16 protein-coding genes are annotated in these 15,476 nt (G+C 69.5%); 8 read left to right on the forward strand and 8 right to left on the reverse strand.

The genetic code is table 11. From position 1 onward, the window contains the following. Positions 1 to 3 precede the first annotated feature (3 nt). From LX88_RS27035 to LX88_RS27045, 3 genes are all read left to right on the forward strand, one after another. The gene (locus LX88_RS27035; protein ID WP_258950610.1) at positions 4 to 1,182 is read left to right on the forward strand and encodes an RtcB family protein; all 1,179 of its coding nucleotides are present in this window, start codon (positions 4 to 6) and stop codon (positions 1,180 to 1,182) included. Positions 1,183 to 1,252: 70 nt separating this feature from the next. Further along, positions 1,253 to 1,837 carry a hypothetical protein gene (locus tag LX88_RS27040; RefSeq protein WP_258950611.1) on the forward strand — a complete coding sequence of 195 codons (585 nt, stop codon included), beginning with the start codon at positions 1,253 to 1,255 and terminating at the stop codon, positions 1,835 to 1,837. Next, entirely contained in the window at positions 1,830 to 2,465 is a 636-nt protein-coding gene (locus tag LX88_RS27045) for a hypothetical protein (protein ID WP_258950612.1), read from the forward strand. The genes LX88_RS27040 and LX88_RS27045 overlap by 8 nt, the downstream gene beginning before the upstream one ends. Positions 2,466 to 2,525: 60 nt before the next feature. Here the strand turns inward: LX88_RS27045 and LX88_RS27050 are convergent, their stop codons facing one another. The 3 genes from LX88_RS27050 to LX88_RS27060 all read right to left on the reverse strand — a co-directional run bounded on the left by LX88_RS27050 (position 2,526) and on the right by LX88_RS27060 (position 3,606). Next, positions 2,526 to 2,867 carry a hypothetical protein gene (locus LX88_RS27050; RefSeq protein WP_258950613.1) on the reverse strand — a complete coding sequence of 114 codons (342 nt, stop codon included), beginning with the start codon at positions 2,865 to 2,867 and terminating at the stop codon, positions 2,526 to 2,528. 154 nt (positions 2,868 to 3,021) lie between these two features. Beyond that, positions 3,022 to 3,183 (reverse strand): hypothetical protein, encoded by a 162-nt coding sequence (locus LX88_RS27055; protein ID WP_258950614.1) that lies wholly within the window; start codon positions 3,181 to 3,183, stop codon positions 3,022 to 3,024. Between the two features lie 225 nt (positions 3,184 to 3,408). Continuing rightward, positions 3,409 to 3,606, reverse strand: coding sequence for a hypothetical protein (locus LX88_RS27060; protein WP_258950615.1), 198 nt, complete (start codon positions 3,604 to 3,606; stop codon positions 3,409 to 3,411). A 1,030-nt stretch (positions 3,607 to 4,636) separates the two neighbouring features. On the opposite strand from LX88_RS27060, the gene LX88_RS27065 reads away from it, so the two are divergent. Further along, complete coding sequence (locus LX88_RS27065; RefSeq protein WP_258950616.1) at positions 4,637 to 5,053, forward strand: hypothetical protein; 417 nt, start codon at positions 4,637 to 4,639, stop codon at positions 5,051 to 5,053. A 266-nt stretch (positions 5,054 to 5,319) separates the two neighbouring features. On the opposite strand, the gene LX88_RS27070 is transcribed toward LX88_RS27065, so the two are convergent. The 4 genes from LX88_RS27070 to LX88_RS27085 form a co-directional block, all read right to left on the reverse strand. Further along, a complete protein-coding gene (locus LX88_RS27070) occupies positions 5,320 to 6,087 on the reverse strand; it encodes a GntR family transcriptional regulator (protein WP_258950617.1) in 768 nt (255 codons plus the stop codon). Positions 6,088 to 6,118: 31 nt separating this feature from the next. Further along, positions 6,119 to 6,952, reverse strand: a complete 834-nt coding sequence (locus LX88_RS27075) for a glutamate ABC transporter substrate-binding protein (RefSeq protein ID WP_258950618.1) — start codon at positions 6,950 to 6,952, stop codon at positions 6,119 to 6,121. A gap of 174 nt (positions 6,953 to 7,126) precedes the next feature. Continuing rightward, positions 7,127 to 9,796 carry a bifunctional acetate--CoA ligase family protein/GNAT family N-acetyltransferase gene (locus LX88_RS27080; protein ID WP_258950619.1) on the reverse strand — a complete coding sequence of 890 codons (2,670 nt, stop codon included), beginning with the start codon at positions 9,794 to 9,796 and terminating at the stop codon, positions 7,127 to 7,129. Between the two features lie 18 nt (positions 9,797 to 9,814). Next, positions 9,815 to 10,987: an acetoin utilization protein AcuC gene (locus LX88_RS27085; RefSeq protein WP_258950620.1), complete on the reverse strand. Its 1,173-nt coding sequence runs from the start codon at positions 10,985 to 10,987 to the stop codon at positions 9,815 to 9,817. A 61-nt stretch (positions 10,988 to 11,048) separates the two neighbouring features. Between LX88_RS27085 and LX88_RS27090 the strand changes: the two genes are divergently transcribed. Continuing rightward, positions 11,049 to 11,651 carry a DUF3558 domain-containing protein gene (locus LX88_RS27090; protein ID WP_258950621.1) on the forward strand — a complete coding sequence of 201 codons (603 nt, stop codon included), beginning with the start codon at positions 11,049 to 11,051 and terminating at the stop codon, positions 11,649 to 11,651. 27 nt (positions 11,652 to 11,678) lie between these two features. Here LX88_RS27090 and LX88_RS27095 read toward each other — a convergent pair whose 3' ends face one another. After that, complete coding sequence (locus LX88_RS27095) at positions 11,679 to 12,530, reverse strand: sulfurtransferase (protein WP_258950622.1); 852 nt, start codon at positions 12,528 to 12,530, stop codon at positions 11,679 to 11,681. Between the two features lie 78 nt (positions 12,531 to 12,608). Here LX88_RS27095 and LX88_RS27100 point away from each other — a divergent pair, with 78 nt between their 5' ends. From LX88_RS27100 to galE, 3 genes are read left to right on the forward strand one after another with little or no spacing between them, the layout of a single operon-like run. After that, positions 12,609 to 13,304: an iron-dependent transcriptional repressor DtxR gene (locus tag LX88_RS27100; protein WP_090073330.1), complete on the forward strand. Its 696-nt coding sequence runs from the start codon at positions 12,609 to 12,611 to the stop codon at positions 13,302 to 13,304. After that, positions 13,301 to 14,476 (forward strand): galactokinase, encoded by a 1,176-nt coding sequence (galK, locus tag LX88_RS27105; protein ID WP_258950623.1) that lies wholly within the window; start codon positions 13,301 to 13,303, stop codon positions 14,474 to 14,476. Before LX88_RS27100 ends, galK begins: the two co-directional genes overlap by 4 nt. Before the next feature lie 36 nt (positions 14,477 to 14,512). Further along, a complete protein-coding gene (galE, locus tag LX88_RS27110; protein ID WP_258950624.1) occupies positions 14,513 to 15,475 on the forward strand; it encodes a UDP-glucose 4-epimerase GalE in 963 nt (320 codons plus the stop codon). Position 15,476 lies beyond the last annotated feature (1 nt).

Here is a 15,476-nt window from a genome sequence, read left to right on the forward strand (position 1 = left end):
GTCATGGCAGCAACTGTGGTCCGCGGCCAGAACGTGGACATCCGAATGTGGACTCGGCCGGACGAGGTCGAGGAGTTCGCCATGCGACAGCTCCAGAACATCTCCGCGCTCCCGTGGGCCGTGAAGCACATCGCGGTCATGCCCGACGTGCATTACGGGAAGGGCGCCACGGTGGGCTCGGTGATCGCGCTGCGCGACGCCGTCTCCCCCGCGGCGGTCGGCGTGGACATCGGCTGTGGCATGGCCGCCGTGCGCACCTCGCTCACGGCCAGCGACCTGCCGGAGACACTGCGTGGGCTGCGGTCTCGCATGGAGGCCGTGGTTCCCGTCGGTTTCGGTCAGCACAAGGCGACCGCGTTCACCGAGAGGGACGCGTCCGACTGGGGCACGTTCTGGAGGAAGTTCGACGACCTGACGCCGGCCGTGAAGGCGCGCGCCGACAAGGCGATGCACCAGATGGGCACGCTCGGCGGCGGCAACCACTTCCTCGAGGTCTGCCTGGACACCGACCAGCGGGTGTGGGTCATGCTGCACTCCGGATCCCGAGGCATCGGCAACGAGCTTGCGCAGCACCACATCGCGGTGGCGCGCACGCTCGCGCACAACTCCGAACTGCCGGACCCGGATCTCGCCGTGTTCCTCGCGGGCACGCCCGAGATGGCGGCGTACCGTCACGACCTGTACTGGGCTCAGGACTACGCGCGACGCAACCGCGCGGTGATGCTGCGCCTGGTGTGCGACGTGCTGCGCGCCGAGTTCCCGCAGATCGCGTTCGAGGAGCCGATCAGCTGTCACCACAACTACGTCTCCGAGGAGAACCACTTCGGCGAGGACGTGCTGGTGACGCGCAAGGGTGCGATCCGCGCCGGCCGTGGCGAGCTGGGAATCATCCCAGGTTCCATGGGCACCGGTTCGTACATCGTGCGCGGGCTCGGGAACCCCGACTCGTTCGAGTCGGCGTCGCACGGCGCCGGACGGAGGATGTCGCGCAATAAGGCCCGCAAGACGTTCACGACGCAGGATCTCGCCGACCAGACAAGTGGTGTCGAGTGCCGCAAGGACTCCGGTGTGGTGGACGAGATTCCCGGTGCGTACAAGGACATCGACACCGTGATGGCGAACCAGTCCGACCTGGTCGAGGTCGTCGCCAAGCTCAAGCAGGTGGTTTGTATCAAGGGTTGATGTTTCCCTTTTGGGTGAACGGGAAGCCTCCGGGACAGCAGAGTCTTACAGCCTGTCTTGGAGGTTTTCCATGTCAACGGGCGCCATCATCGGCCTGGTGGTCGCGGTTCTCGTGGTGCTGGTGGTCCTCGCGTTCGTGTTGAGGCCCGCCATGCAGCGCAAGAAGCTGCGCGACCGCTTCGGCCCTGAATACGACCGCGCGGTCACCGAGAGCGACAGCAGAACCGCTGCGGAGAAGGAACTCGCCGAGCGGGAGCACCGCCACAGCGAGTTCGACCTGAAGCCGCTTTCCCAGACGGCGCAGGAGAGTTACCGCCGCCACTGGGCGAACGTGCAGGCGAAGTTCGTCGACTCGCCGGAGAGCGCCATCGCTGACGCGGACCGGCTCGTGACCGACCTGATGGCCGAGCGCGGCTACCCCACCGAGGGGTACGAGGCGCAGCTGAGCGTCCTGTCCGTCGAACACGCGAAGACGCTGGAGCACTACCGCAAGGCGCACGACATTTCGGAGCGCCAGGAGATCGGCGAGGCAAGCACCGAGGATCTTCGCACCGCGATGGTGCACTACCGCGAACTGTTCACGGATCTGCTCGAACACGGCGCCGAGCCGCGTAAGAACAGGGAAACCGTGCGGAAGGAGAAGACTGATGTCTGAGGCTCCCACTCACGCCGCTGGGGTTCCCACACCGGCTCGGCCGCAGCAGGCCGAGCGCACCCCGCAGCAGACGCAGCGCACCGACGCCGAGCGGACTGACGCCCAGCGCGTTGAGGCCCAGCGCGTTGAGGCCCAGCGTGTCGATGGTCAGCGCACCGATGCGAACCGCACCGAAGCGCAGCGGACCGAAGCACAGCGGACCGAAGCACAGCGCACGGACGCGAACCGTACCGACGCCCAGCGCACTGACGCTCAGCGCACGGATGCCCAGCGGACCGAGCACCAGCGCACTGAAGCGCAGCGCACCGAACGCGAGCGCGGCGAGCAGCACCGCACGGATCAGCAGCCGACCGGGTCGCAGCGCGCCGACCAGCCGCGCACCGACCACAAGCTGTCCAGCAAGCTCGAGGACGAGTGGCAGGCAGTGCAGTACGAGTTCGTCGACGACCCGAAGTCGGCCGTGCGCAAGGCGGACGACCTCGTGACCCGCGCGCTCGAGGAACTGAACACCCGGCACCGTTCCCTCACCAAGCAGCTCGAGGGAAACAGTGATCCACAGACCGAGGACCTGCGACTGGCTCTCCACCGCTATCGGGAACTCTTCAAGTCGCTGGTCGCCGTCAAATAAGTGCTGGAAGCCCCGGCGCCGTGGCCGTAACAGGTGGCGGCGCCGGCAGGCGTTTCCGGATCAGCTGGGCAGCTCGCGGATCTCCATCTCGAGGACGTCGATCTCGTCGCTGATGGCCTCGTCCAGCATGTCGTCCAGCAACTTGCGGCACTCTGCCGATCCGCATCGCGGCAGTCCCGCGCCGAACCTCGGCACCTGCTCCCACCACACCGCCGGGTTGTTCCAGAACGACCCGGACCCCTGGTCGACGCCTTCGAGGCACCGCAGCCTCTGGTCGGCCGCCGGAAGAGCTCGCACGAACTCGATGAACAACGCGAGTGCGTCGGGATTGCTCACCGGGACCGCACCGTAACCGCGCAGGCAGTCCTCGAGTTCTGCGAGGAACTCCGCCTTGAAGGACACGGCACACCCCCGCTCCTCCGCACCGTCGCGGACGTCCTGAAGTTCGTGACAACAACAGTACCTCCGCGGCTCGGGCGGGAAACGAGTGCGAACGGGCGGTATCTTCCTGTGCTCGCACGGGGTCCCGGTGACCCGCAGTCACGTCACCCGGTGGTCACGTTCCTTCGTGGGAGACGTAGTGCGACGCGAGGAAACCGTTGTCCAGCTTGACGATCTGGCCCACGACCAGCTTGCCGGCCGGGTCGGCGCCGGACGTGCCGCTCGCGCCGGTCCGGTCGAACGTCAGCCGCCCGGACGCGCCCGGGAAGTCACGCAAAGTGCGCAGCCTGTCGTAGAGCTCTTCTCGTGACGCCCCAACGGAGGTGTGCCGCGCGACGACGCTGACGGCGTAGTAGGCGAGCAGAACGTGTCCGTTGGGACCCGAAAGGAATGCCCTGCGCGCGTGCTTCTTCTGTGCGGCCTCGTACGTGGTGAAGAACTGTTGCGTCGGCTGGGGAATCGGCTCGCGGCCCGGCGTCCACGCGAACGTCGTGAAGTAGAGTCAGCCATCAGCGAATCGTTTGACTCCTTCCAAATCCCTGAATTTCGTCCCGAGCTGTGTCAGGTCGTCACCGTCGAGCACCACCGGGTCGGTGCAGTTGCTGTGGCTCAGCTCCGCCAGCAGCCCGCCGACCTCCGCGGTGCGGCCGGCGTAGAGGATGAGCGGGTTCGGTGACTTCCCGCAGATGTCCGTGACCACCTGGCCCAGCTGCGTGGTGACGGTGCCGGCGGTCTCGGCGTCTCGCTGGCGAGTTCCAGGACGTGCTCAAGCCCGAACGGCACGACCGGGCTGTACTCGGCCCAGCACGGCGAGCGCGGGCTGTGTGGTCTCGCGGCTCTGCCCGAGCCGATTACGGCGATCACGGACGGAGTGCGTTCGGCGTAGGCGCGGACCTGCTCGGCGACCTTCACCGCATACTTGGACTCACCGCCGAAGTTCGCGAGCACGAGGCGCACCAAGGGGTTGCGGCTCAGTCCGTCGAGCTGGTCCAGTCGCGATGAGCTTCACGCACTGCAGTCCGTCCATTTTGGATATCCACGCGCGATCGCCGGAGAGGTCCGCGGCGAGCTCGGCGGGTTCGAGAATGCCGTAGCGCAGGCCGTGGGTGCTGTCCTAGAGGTAAAGCCGCGCCGTACAACACAAGCAGCACCACGACGAGGTAGGCGGCCACGCGGCGAACCGAGTTGCGGCCGGGCCAGCACCGCGGATAGGGGAACGTGCCGACGGCCGACTGGCGCGGCAGCGACGCCACCGGCGACGCGGAAATGTTGTGTTCGAACGCGCGTTTCCTCGTGCGGTAGGCGCTCAGGCGTTCCTCGGCGCCGTCGAGTTCCTGATGGGGCACGCAGCACCCGGTCGTAAATCTCGACGTTCGGGCGTTCGGTGCGGCTGCGGGAGCGCAGTTCCCAGGTCGCGATCACCGCGTCCTCCAGCAGTCCCGTCTCCGGGCGCACCACGCTGTCGTAACGGCGGTGCAGGTTCCGCGTGGTGCCGCTCCTCATGTACGAGCTGGATGGCGAGCCGCACCGCGAGCGGGTGGCCGTGCGTAACCTCCTACAGCTCCTCCACGAGCGCCTCGGGACTCGACCGTGCTGTTGCGCGTGCGGTTCCACTCGGCAAGGAGCGGCGGTCTGCGCCATGTGAACCGCTCCAGCCGCACGGACTTTGAAACAGGCGAGTTCGGTGCCGACGGGGTCGATTGCTTGATGGCGATGACGAGCAGCGACACGTGCGGTTCCTCGGCACGTCGCTCAGCGAGCAGACTGAGAAGTCGGTCGGCCGTGATGTCGGCGAGGAACGCGGCCACGGGCAGGCGGTCAATCTCCAGGTCCTCGCCAGCGCGGTTGAGGTTCCACGTGTGCACGAGCGCGGCGTCGAACTTCGGGCGTCCGGCGTAGTTCTCGAACCAGCGCAACGCACTCGCGACGCGCGGGTCGCCCAGCAGCCAGCGCAACGGCCGCGGTGCGACGACCGCGAGGCCGATGAGCCACAGCAGCAGGACCTTGCCGAGGCCCTGGGCGGCAGCACCTCGACGGCGTCCGCGACCGCGACGAGCCGGGTCATCTGCTTGGCCGCGAGTTCGCGGCCGCGGTGGTGGGGATCGTCGGCCGGTTCGGCGTACAGCGCGAACCGGGCGAGGTCGTAGCGCGGCAACCGCATGCGGCCGAACTCGGCGTGCCGGTAGGAGCGCAGTTGCTCGGCGGCGGCGGACGTGTTCGAGCAACGACGTCTTGCCGCCACCTCCGAGGCCGAACGCAACGATCACCGGCAGGGGTGTTTCGCGCGGCGTTCCACCAAGGACTCCACCAGTGTGGTGATGTCGTCCCTGCCGACGAGCCCGATCTCCGGTTCCAGCGCCATGATCCTCAGACGCCGCGGGAACCGCTGGTGTTCCGTGCCTGCAGGATCGGACTAGCGGTCGGCGTGCAGCCTCGCGACGAAGCTGAACCGGTCACCGCGGTAGAGCGATCGGGCGCGTTCGATCGGGTGGCCGTCCACGTCGTAGGAGACACGGTGCAGCAGCAGCATGGGCAGCGCCGGGTTCGTGCCGATCAGCAGCGCCTCGCGGGGCGTGGCGAGCACCGTCTCGACGCGTTCCTCGGCTTCAGCGAACCGCACGCCAAGCCGTTCGGTGAGGCACGCGTAGAGCGATCCGGCGGGGTCGAGCTTCTCCAGCAGGTCCGGGAAGCGGCCGCGGCTGAGGTACGTGGATTCGAGGCCGATGCGTTCGTCGTCGGCGAGCAGGACGCGCTCGAGGTGCACGATCGGGTCGCCCGGTTCGATCATCAGGTCGCGGGCCAGGCCGTCGTCGGCGCCGAACTCCTCGACCGTGATCACCGTGCGGTTCGGTTCCACGCCCTGACGGCGCATGCCTTCTGTATAGCTGACCAGCGACAACGGCTGCACGAGCTTCGGCGGCGCGACGAACGTGCCGCTGCCTTGGCGGCGGATCAGCTTACCTTCGAGCACGAGTTCGCTGACGGCCTGGCGCAGCGTGACGCGCGAGACGGAGAACCGTTCGGCGAGCTCGCGTTCGGACGGCAGGACGGTGCCTTCACCGAGGTTCTCGACGAGGTCGAACAGCTCGGCCTTCACCGCGTAGTAGCGCGGGACTCGGCCGTGTTCTGGGATGCCCGCGCGAACGGGTCGATCAGCGCGGTGCGGCGGGACGCGGTTCACGTGGCGTGAGCCTACGTGACGCCCCGTGTGATCACGGGGCCAGCTTCGGCGGATCGGGGATCTTGTAGCCGGAAGATCCAATGTTGACCTCGAGCGACTTGCGCCAGGCACCCGTGTCGATCATCTTCTGCATCGCGGCCCGGACCTTGGCCTTGCTGTCCGGGTCGTCGCGGTGCAGGCCGACGCCGTACTCCTCCTTGCTGAACGGGTCACCGACGACCCGCAGGAGCTCCGGGTTCTGGGCGGCGTAGCCCGCGAGCAGCACGTCGTCGGTGGTGACGGCGTCGACGTTCTCCGCGAGCAGCGCCGTGACGCAGTCGCTGAACTTGGCGTACTCGACCATCTTCACGTCCTTCGCGAACTGGTCGCGGACGTACTCGGCGGACGTGGAGCCGGCGGTGGAACACAGGCGGAGACTGGCGTTGAGCGACTTCGGGCCCTCGATGCGGCTCTCGTTCATGCGCACCAGCAGGTCCTGACCGGCGACGAAGTACGGGCCGACGAAGTCGACGATCTGCTTGCGCTTGTCCGTGATCGAGTAGGTGGAGACGACCATGTCGGCCTCACCGCTGGTCAGGAGCGTCTCCCGGTTGCCCGGCTGCGCTTCCCTCCAGGTGATGTTCTCCTCCGGGACGCCCAGTTCGTTCGCGATGTACTTGGCGACGTCGACGTCGAACCCGCGGTAGCTGCCGTCGAGCCTGCGCACCGCCAGTCCCGGCTGGTCGTACGACACGGCGACGACCATGCGGTCGCTCGAGCTGACCTTGCTGGCCATGCCGGACCCGCCGCCGCCGGCGCACGACGCGAGCAGGAGCACGGCAGCACATGTCGTCGCCACCAGGCGGAGAAGTGCTCTCGGCGTCATTCGTCCCTCTTACAGCGGTTATCAGCTACATCGCGTATTCCACGGGCATGCGCCTGCCCACCTCGTTCGGCGCTGCCCGGTGATGCGGGAAACCTAAGCGCCCAAAGGACGCATGTCCATACCTGCGCGCGAATGAAACATCGGAATCGTTGCGGTAACTCATCAGTACCGCGGTCACCTCAGACGGCGTGGACCGGCGTCGTGCAGGGACGGAGGCGGGCCGATGACTATGCGCGCGCTGCTCACGAAAGCGCCTGCGGCAGAAGCAAGAACGGGCTCGAGCTTGAGCGAACGCACCTCCGGAAGGTCCTCGGCCAGTGCCGCCAAACGGAGTACCAGATCCTGAAGTGCTTTCAGGTCCGCGGGTTCGTCGCCACGGTAACCGGTGAGCAGAGGCGCTGCTTTCGGTGCGGCAACGAGTTCCGCCGCGTCGGTGTCGGTGAGGGGTACCGCCCGGTAGGCCCGGTCACCGAGGAGGTCGCTGACCAGACCCGACAGTCCGAACCAGACCAGCGTGCCGAAGCTCGGGTCGTCCTGCAGGCCCAGGACGCAGCTGACTCCCTTGGGAGCCATGCGTTGCACGTACACGTCCGGTTTCCCGGAGAGCGCGGCGAGGTCGTGGTAGGCGGCCTTGACCGATTCCCGCTGGGCGATGTCGAGCCGGACGCCGACCAGGTCGGTGCGGTGGCGCAGGCGTTCGCTGGTGGCCTTCATCGCGACGGGGTAGCCGAGCTCGTCAGCCGCCTCGACGGCCTCGGCCTCGCTGTGGGCGATGCGGAACGGGACGACGTCGATGCCGTAGCACTCCAGCAGTTCGACGGCCTTGCGGTCGTCGAGGCGGAGCTCGCTGCCCGGGTTGTCCACAATGGATCTCGCCCGGTCGAGGTCGATGCCGCCGGGCCGGACGAAGGTGCCCTGCGGTGCGGCGCGCCAGCGGGCATAGCGGATGGTGCGGGCCAGGGCGAGCACGGCGCGCTCGGGACTGGCGTAGCTGGGGATCGAGCCCTTGCCGGGCATCTTCAGCTCGTCGGGGATGCCCTCGACCGCGAGGAACGTGGAGACGATCGGTTTCGTGCGGGGCGCGGCTTCCTTGAGCGCGCGGGCGTAGGCGGCGCCGGGGACCGCGATCGGGGGCACGAACACGACGACGAGGGCGTCGGTGTCGGAGCGGTCCAGAGCCTCCTGGACGGCCTTCGCGAACTCTTCGGGGGTGGCCTGGGCGCCGACGTCGACGGGATCGCCCGCGAGGTCGAGGTCCTGGGCGAGCAGCGTGTCGGCGGCGAGCAGGCCGATCGCGGTGGAGTTGCCGACGACGGCGACGCGCTTGCCCTTGGGCAGCGGCTGGTGGGCCAGCAGGAGCGCGGTGTCGAACAGCTGCGCCAGCGAGTCGACCCGGATCACTCCGGCCTGCTCGAACAGGGCCTGGACGCTCGCCTCGTCGACCTTCGCGCCGGTGGCGGCGAGGCCGGGGACGACGGCGTGCCGGCCGGACTTCACCGCGACGATGGGCTTGGTGCGGCCGAGCCTGCGGGCGAGCCGCGCGAACTTGCGGGGGTTGCCGAACGACTCCAGGTAGAGCAGGACGACGTCGGTGGAGGGATCGGTCTCCCAGTACTGCAGCAGGTCGTTGCCGGAGACGTCCGCGCGGTTGCCCGCCGAGACGAACGTGGACAGGCCGAGGCCCCAGCCCGCGGCGTTGGCGAGGATGGCCGTGCCGAGGGCGCCGGACTGGCAGAAGAAGCCCGCGCGGCCGCGTGCGGGCAGCATCGGGGCGAGGCTCGCGTTGAGGCGGACCTTGGGGTCGAGGTTGATCACGCCCAGTGCGTTCGGACCGACGACGCGCATGCCGTGCGCTCTTGCCTCCGCCGCGAGCCTGCGTTCGGCCGACAGCCCGTCGGGGCCCGTCTCGCCGTAGCCCGAACTGACGACGACGAGCGCCTTCACGCCCTTGGCGAGACACCCGTCCATGACCTCGTCGACGCTGGCCGCGGGCACGGCGACGACGGCGAGATCGACGTCGTCAGGGATGTCGAGGACGGTCGGATAGGCGCGGACGCCCCGGACCGCCCGATGCTCGGCGTTGACGGGGTAGACGGGTCCATTGAAGTCGGCTTCGAGGAGGTTCTTGAGGACCGCGTGCCCGATCTTGGTCGGGTCGGTGGACGCGCCGATGACGGCGATGCTGCGCGGGTGCAGCAGGTTGTGCACGCTGCGGGCCTCGGCGGCCTGCTCGCGGGCCCTGGCGACGGCGACGGACTCGTCGGTGGGGTCGATCGCGAACTCCAGGTGCAGCACGCCCTCTTCGAACGCCCTGCTGACCTGGTAGCCGGCGTCGCGGAACACCCGCACCATTTGCCCGTTCTCGGCGAGCACCTCGGCCTCGAACCGGGCCAGCCCGACCTCCCTGGCCGCGGCGGCGAGGTGTTCGAGCAGGATGCTGCCCAGCCCGCGCCCCTGGTGCCCGTCCTCGACGACGAACGCGACCTCGGCGCTGTCGCCCCGATGGGCGTCTCCCCGGTTGTCGCCGTGTTTGTCGCCCTGCAGCCGGTCGAACCGGCCGACGGCGACGATGTCGTCGCCCAGGAGCGCGATGAGCGCCACCCGGTCGTGGTGGTCGACGGTGCTGAACCGCTCCAGGTCGCGCTGGGGGATCCGCGGGTACGGCCCGAAGTACCGGAAGTACCGGGTGCGCTCGGACAGCCGTCCGTGGAACTCCCGCAGCTTCTCGGCGTCGTCCGGCGTGATCGGCCGCAGGTGGACGGTGCCGCCGTCGCTGAGGACGACGTCCGCCTCCCAGCTCCTGGGGAAGTCGAACGGATCTCTGCCCGGCACTTCTTCAGGCACGTTGTCCGGCACTTTGTGTCAGTCCCTGGGGTCGTCGGGATCGAGGCCGTGCAAGGGGAACACCGCACGCCGGGTCTCGCGGATAGCCTTGTCCACCGGCTCTTCCGCGTCTCCGCCCCACGGCTGGTACCCAGCGTCGCATCCATCGGTCATGGACGCAGGCAAAGGCCACTCGGGTGCGATCCGCGTCGCATGAGCCACCCAGTCCGCCGGCAACGGCCGGTTCGGGTCGACGTCGCGATCCAGCACCGTGGCCAGCAGGTGCGTCCACGACCGCGGCACCACCCTGAGCAGCTCGTACCCACCGCCGCCCAGTGCGAGCCACTTGTACCCGTGCTCGGTTACCAGGTCACGGAACGCCTGGTAGATCGCCCGGTGCCCGTCCACGCTCAACGACAGGTCCGCGAGCGGATCCTCCTTGTGCGTGTCGACACCGCACTGCGTGACCAGCACCTGCGGCCGGAACGCCCGCAACAACGACGGCACCGTCGCGTGGAACGCCCGCATCCACGCGCCGTCCCGCGTCCCGGCGGGCAACGGCACGTTGACCGCGCTGCCCTCGGCCCCCGCGCCCCCGACCTCACCGGCCCACCCGGTGCCGGGCCACAGGCTCATCGGGTGCTGGTGCAACGAGATCGTCAGCACCCGCGGGTCGTCCCAGAACGCCGTCTGCACCCCGTCTCCGTGATGCACGTCGACGTCGACGTAAGCGATGCGTTCCACCCCGCTACGCAGCAACCACTCGATCGCCACCGCGCAGTCGTTGTAGACGCAGAACCCGGCCGCGCTGTCCGGCATCGCGTGGTGCAACCCACCGGCGATGTTGACGGCCCGGTCCGCCTCACCCGACGCGATGGCCCGAGCCGCCGCCAGCGACCCGCCGACCACCAGCGCCGAAGCCTCGTGCATCCGCTCGAACACGGGGTTGTCCGGCGTCCCCAGCCCGTGCCCGACGTCCCACCCAGCCGTGGGAGCCGCCTGCACGGCGCTCAGGTAGCCCGGCTTGTGCACCAGCTCGATCTCGTCGTCGACGGCCGGCTCGGGCACCCGCATCTCGATGCCGTCGAGCACCCCGAGCGCCGTGGCGAGCCTGATGGTCAGATCGAGCCGCACCGGATTCAGCGGATGGTCGCCACCGAGGTCGTACCCCAGGAAGGACCTGTCCCAGACAACAGCGGCTGGCTTACCCATGCCCAGCAACCTACAGTCGCGAGCCCGGAACCGATCTCACCGAACAGGGGTCAGAGGCGACATGCACCTGCGACCAGCGGCCGTCCTCCTCGCACTGGGCCTGACCCTCGCCGCCGTCTCGGGCTGCGCCGAACAGGTCAAGGGCCAGGCCAGGGCCGACGCCAACGCGACCCAAGAACCCGCGGACCCCACCACGCCTTCGAAAAAGCCACCCACCAGCACCGCGCCCTCGAAGCCGGCGGACCCTGCCCCGCAGAAGCAGGGCGATGTGAAGATCACCACCAAGAAGAAGGCCACCGGCCTCGAGACCTGCGGCGTCCTCAAGACGGCGGACATCGAGGCGGCCACGGGCGGCAAGTCCTCGGCGGACGGCGGCTGCATCCACACCACCACCGGCCCGTCGACCGTCATCACCCAGATGGTCACCGTCCCCGACGCGGTGGACCAGGAAGGCGAGAAGAAGCAGATCGAGATCGGCGGCAACACCGCGTGGCAGGTCAGCGCCTCCAAGGAGGACTGCCAGGTCACCGTCATGCTGACCGACGACCCGACCGTCATCACCTCGGCCTTCTCGGTGAACGTCCTCGCGATCGAGGAGATGGACACCTGCGCGACGGCCCTGAAGCTCGCCACCGAGGGCTTCAACCGAATCCCCGGCGCCTGACACGAGCGTCCTGCCCCGCCGGGCCTGTCAGCCGCCGGTCGCGACCTCTCGGTCCAGCGCACACCAGTTGGACCACGACCCGGCGTACAACGCCGCCGGCTTCTCGGCCGACGTGACCCCCGCGACCTCCAGCGCGAGCACCACGGACGAAGCGGTCACCCCGGACCCGCAGTAGGCACCAACAGCCACATCACCCGACACCCCGAGCCCGGCGAACCGCGCGGCCAGCTCCTCCGGCCCGAGCCACCGCCCGTCCGCTCCGACGTGCCCGGTGGTCGGCGCGTTGAGCGCACCCGGGATGTGCCCGGCCTTGGGGTCGACCGGCTCGGTCTCGCCGCGGTACCGGGCCGCCGCCCGGGCGTCGAGCAGCACGCCGTCCTGAGCGAGCGCCACTGCCTCGTCCGCATCGAGCACGGGCATCTGCCCGGGCCGCACCACCACGTCACCGGCGGCATCCCCCGTCAGCGGCGCCGGCACCTCGGCGGTCACCGGCAGCCCGGCGGCCTCCCACGCGGCGAACCCGCCGTCCAGCACCGCGACCTCGCCGAACCCTGACCACCGCAGCAGCCACCAGACCCGTGCGGCGACCGACCCGTCCCCCGCGTCGTACGCCACGACCTGAACACCCTCACGCACCCCTGCCGCGCGCAGCACCTGCTGCAACCGCTCCGGTTCCGGCAACGGATGACGACCCCCGGTACCGGGGGCGGCGGACAGTTCGGTGTCCAGATCCAAGTACACCGCGCCGGGAACGTGGCTGACCTCGTAGTCTTGGCGTCCGGGTGGTCCGCCGAGACGCCACCGGACGTCCAGCACGACGGTGGCCGAACGCGCACTCAGCGCATCGGCGAGGGCCTCAGGAGTGATCAAGGGATGCACGGCTCACATCCTGCACCCGCGCGGACACCTGTGTCCCCCGGCACGACTACCATCGACACCATACGAAGGGGAGCGGGTGTGAACGACCTCATCGACACCACGGAGATGTATCTCCGCACGATCTACGAGCTCGAAGAAGAGGGCGTGGTGCCTCTGCGCGCCCGCATCGCCGAGCGTCTCGGCCAAAGTGGACCGACGGTGAGCCAGACCGTCGGCCGTATGGAACGCGACGGCCTAGTGATCGTGGCGGAGGACCGCCACCTCGAGCTCACCGAGCAGGGCCGCAACCTCGCGATCGCCGTCATGCGCAAGCACCGGCTCGCCGAGCGCCTCCTCGTGGACATCATCGGGCTCGAGTGGGAGCACGTGCACAGCGAGGCATGCCGCTGGGAGCACGTGATGAGCGAGGCGGTCGAGCGCAAGCTCATCAAGCTGCTCGGCAACCCCACCACCTCGCCCTACGGCAACCCGATCCCCGGCCTCGACAAGCTGGGCGACGGCGAGCCCGCCCCGCCCGCCGAGGCGGACCTGGTACGCGTGGACGAGGTGGCCCGCCGCGGTGGCGGCCGCGTCGAGGTGCGCCGCATCGCCGAGCACGTCCAGCTCGACCCCGACCTGATGGCCGAGCTCAAGGCCGCCGGCGTCGTACCGGGCGGCACCGTGGAGGTCGAGGCGCTCGGTGGCGCCAAGGTCATCCACGTGCGCGGCGGCAACGGCACCGCGGCAGAGCTCGACCCCGCGGTCGCCCACGCCGTCATGGTGCTCGCCCGGTGACCCAGGCGACGACACCGGCGGCGAAGGCGGCCGAGGCGTTCCAGCGCCTGCACGGACGCGCGCCCGGTGGGGTCTGGTCGGCCCCGGGCCGCGTCAACCTCATCGGCGAGCACACCGATTACAACGACGGCTACGTGCTGCCGTTCGCGTTGCCCCACCGCATCGCGGTGGCGGCGTCGCCCCGTGCCGACGGTGTCATGACCGTCAGCACGATGGGCGACGACGGCGGGCTGCAGGAAGCGGACCCGGTCGTGGTCGCGGACCTAGTCCCCGGCACCGTCAAGGGGTGGGCCGCGTACCCCGGTGGCGTCGCCTGGGCCCTTAGAGAGCAGGGGATCGCCGTCACCGGCGGGGCGGACCTCGTCATCGCGGGCGACGTGCCCGCCGGCGCCGGCCTGTCGTCCTCGCACGCCCTCGAGTGCGCTGTCGCGCTCGCGCTGCTCGGTCTCGCCGGCGTCGACGCCGAGCGGGCGGACATCGCGCGCTGGGTGCAGCGCTCCGAGAACGACTTCGTGGGCGCACCGACCGGCATCCTGGACCAGACGGCGTCGCTGTGCTGCATCGAAGCGCACGCCCTGTTTTACGACGTGCGCTCCGGCAAGCCGGAGCAGGTCGCGTTCGACGCGGCCGCCAGCGGGCTCGAGGTCCTCGTCATCGACACCCGCGCCAGCCACGCCCTCGTCGACGGCGGCTACGGCGCCCGCCGGGCGGGGTGCGAGCGCGCCGCCGGCATCCTCGGCATCCCCGCCCTGCGTGACGTCGACATCGCCGAGCTCGACCAGACGCTCGTCAGGCTGCCCGAAGAGCTGCGTCCGCTGGTGCGGCACGTCGTGACCGAGAACGACAGGGTCCTGCGCACCGTCGAGCTGCTCCGTGCGGGCCGGCTCGCCGAGGTCGGGCCTCTCCTCTCGGGCTCCCACGCGAGCCTCCGGGACGACTACCGGGTCTCGTGCCTCGAGCTCGACGTCGCCGTCGACTCCGCGATGGCGGCCGGTGCTCTGGGCGCCCGGATGGTCGGCGGTGGTTTCGGTGGCTCGGCCATCGCCCTCGTGCCCGTCGAACGGCACGACGAGGTCGAGCGGTCCGTGCTCGCCGGCTTCGCTTCGCGCTCGCTCACGCGGCCGAGGCTCTTCACGGCGGTTCCGTCCGCGGGCGCGGGCAGGGACCGGTAGCCAAGAACGATCTTGATCAGGAATGCGAGGACTGTGGTGAAGCTGCTCGTCACGGGCGGGGCCGGATACGTCGGCAGTGTGTGCGCTGCCAGGTTGCTCGAAGCCGGGCACGAGGTGGTCGTCCTCGACGACCTCTCCACCGGCCACGAGGACGCCGTCCCCGCGGGAGCGCGCTTCATCCGGGGTGACATCGCCGAGGTGATCGGCGATGTCCTCGCTGAAGGGTTCGACGGCGTTCTGCACTTCGCGGCGAAGTCCCTCGTGGGCGAATCCATGCAGGACCCAGGCAAGTATTGGACCGGCAACGTCCTTACCGCGATCCGTCTCCTCGACGCGATGAAGGAGCACGGCACGCCGAAGCTCGTCTTCTCCTCGACTGCCGCGACGTACGGCGAGCCGCGGGAGGTGCCGATCCCCGAGACCGCCCCGACCGCGCCCACCAACACCTACGGCGCCACCAAGCTGGCCATCGACCACGCGATCACGTCGTACGCCGCCGCGCACGGCCTGGCGGCGACGAGCCTGCGGTACTTCAACGTCGCCGGCGCCTACGGCGGCATCGGCGAGCGGCACGCGACCGAAACCCATCTCATCCCGCTCGTGCTGCAGGTCGCGCTCGGGCAGCGCGAGCACATCTCGATCTACGGCGAGGACTGGCCCACCGAGGACGGCACCTGCGTCCGCGACTACATCCACGTCCTGGACCTCGCCGACGCCCACCTCCTCGCGCTCGAGAACGCCACCGCCGGCGAGCACCGGATCTACAACCTGGGCAACGGCACCGGCTTCTCGGTCAAGCAGGTCATCGACACCTGCCGCGAGGTCACCGGCCACCCGATCCCCGCCGTCGTCGCCCCCCGGCGCGCCGGCGACCCGGCCGTGCTGGTCGCCTCCGCCGAGCGGGCTCGCGCCGACCTCGGGTGGAAGCCCGAACGCGCCGACATCACCGGCATCGTCCGCGACGCGTGGGAGTTCACCCGCGCCCGGCACGAGGCCTGAG

Origin of the sequence: Lentzea californiensis (assembly GCF_024648825.1) — a bacterium.
Classification (GTDB): domain Bacteria; phylum Actinomycetota; class Actinomycetes; order Mycobacteriales; family Pseudonocardiaceae; genus Lentzea; species Lentzea californiensis.

Excerpts from the sequence above, each read along its gene's own strand:
- LX88_RS27035 (WP_258950610.1), top strand. The coding sequence starts at position 4 with ATGGCAGCAACTGTGGTCCGCGGCCAGAACGTGGACATCCGAATGTGG.
- LX88_RS27090 (WP_258950621.1), top strand. The coding sequence starts at position 11,049 with ATGCACCTGCGACCAGCGGCCGTCCTCCTCGCACTGGGCCTGACCCTC.
- LX88_RS27075 (WP_258950618.1), bottom strand. The coding sequence starts at position 6,952 with ATGACGCCGAGAGCACTTCTCCGCCTGGTGGCGACGACATGTGCTGCC.
- LX88_RS27045 (WP_258950612.1), top strand. The coding sequence starts at position 1,830 with ATGTCTGAGGCTCCCACTCACGCCGCTGGGGTTCCCACACCGGCTCGG.
- LX88_RS27040 (WP_258950611.1), top strand. The coding sequence starts at position 1,253 with ATGTCAACGGGCGCCATCATCGGCCTGGTGGTCGCGGTTCTCGTGGTG.
- LX88_RS27085 (WP_258950620.1), bottom strand. The coding sequence starts at position 10,987 with ATGGGTAAGCCAGCCGCTGTTGTCTGGGACAGGTCCTTCCTGGGGTAC.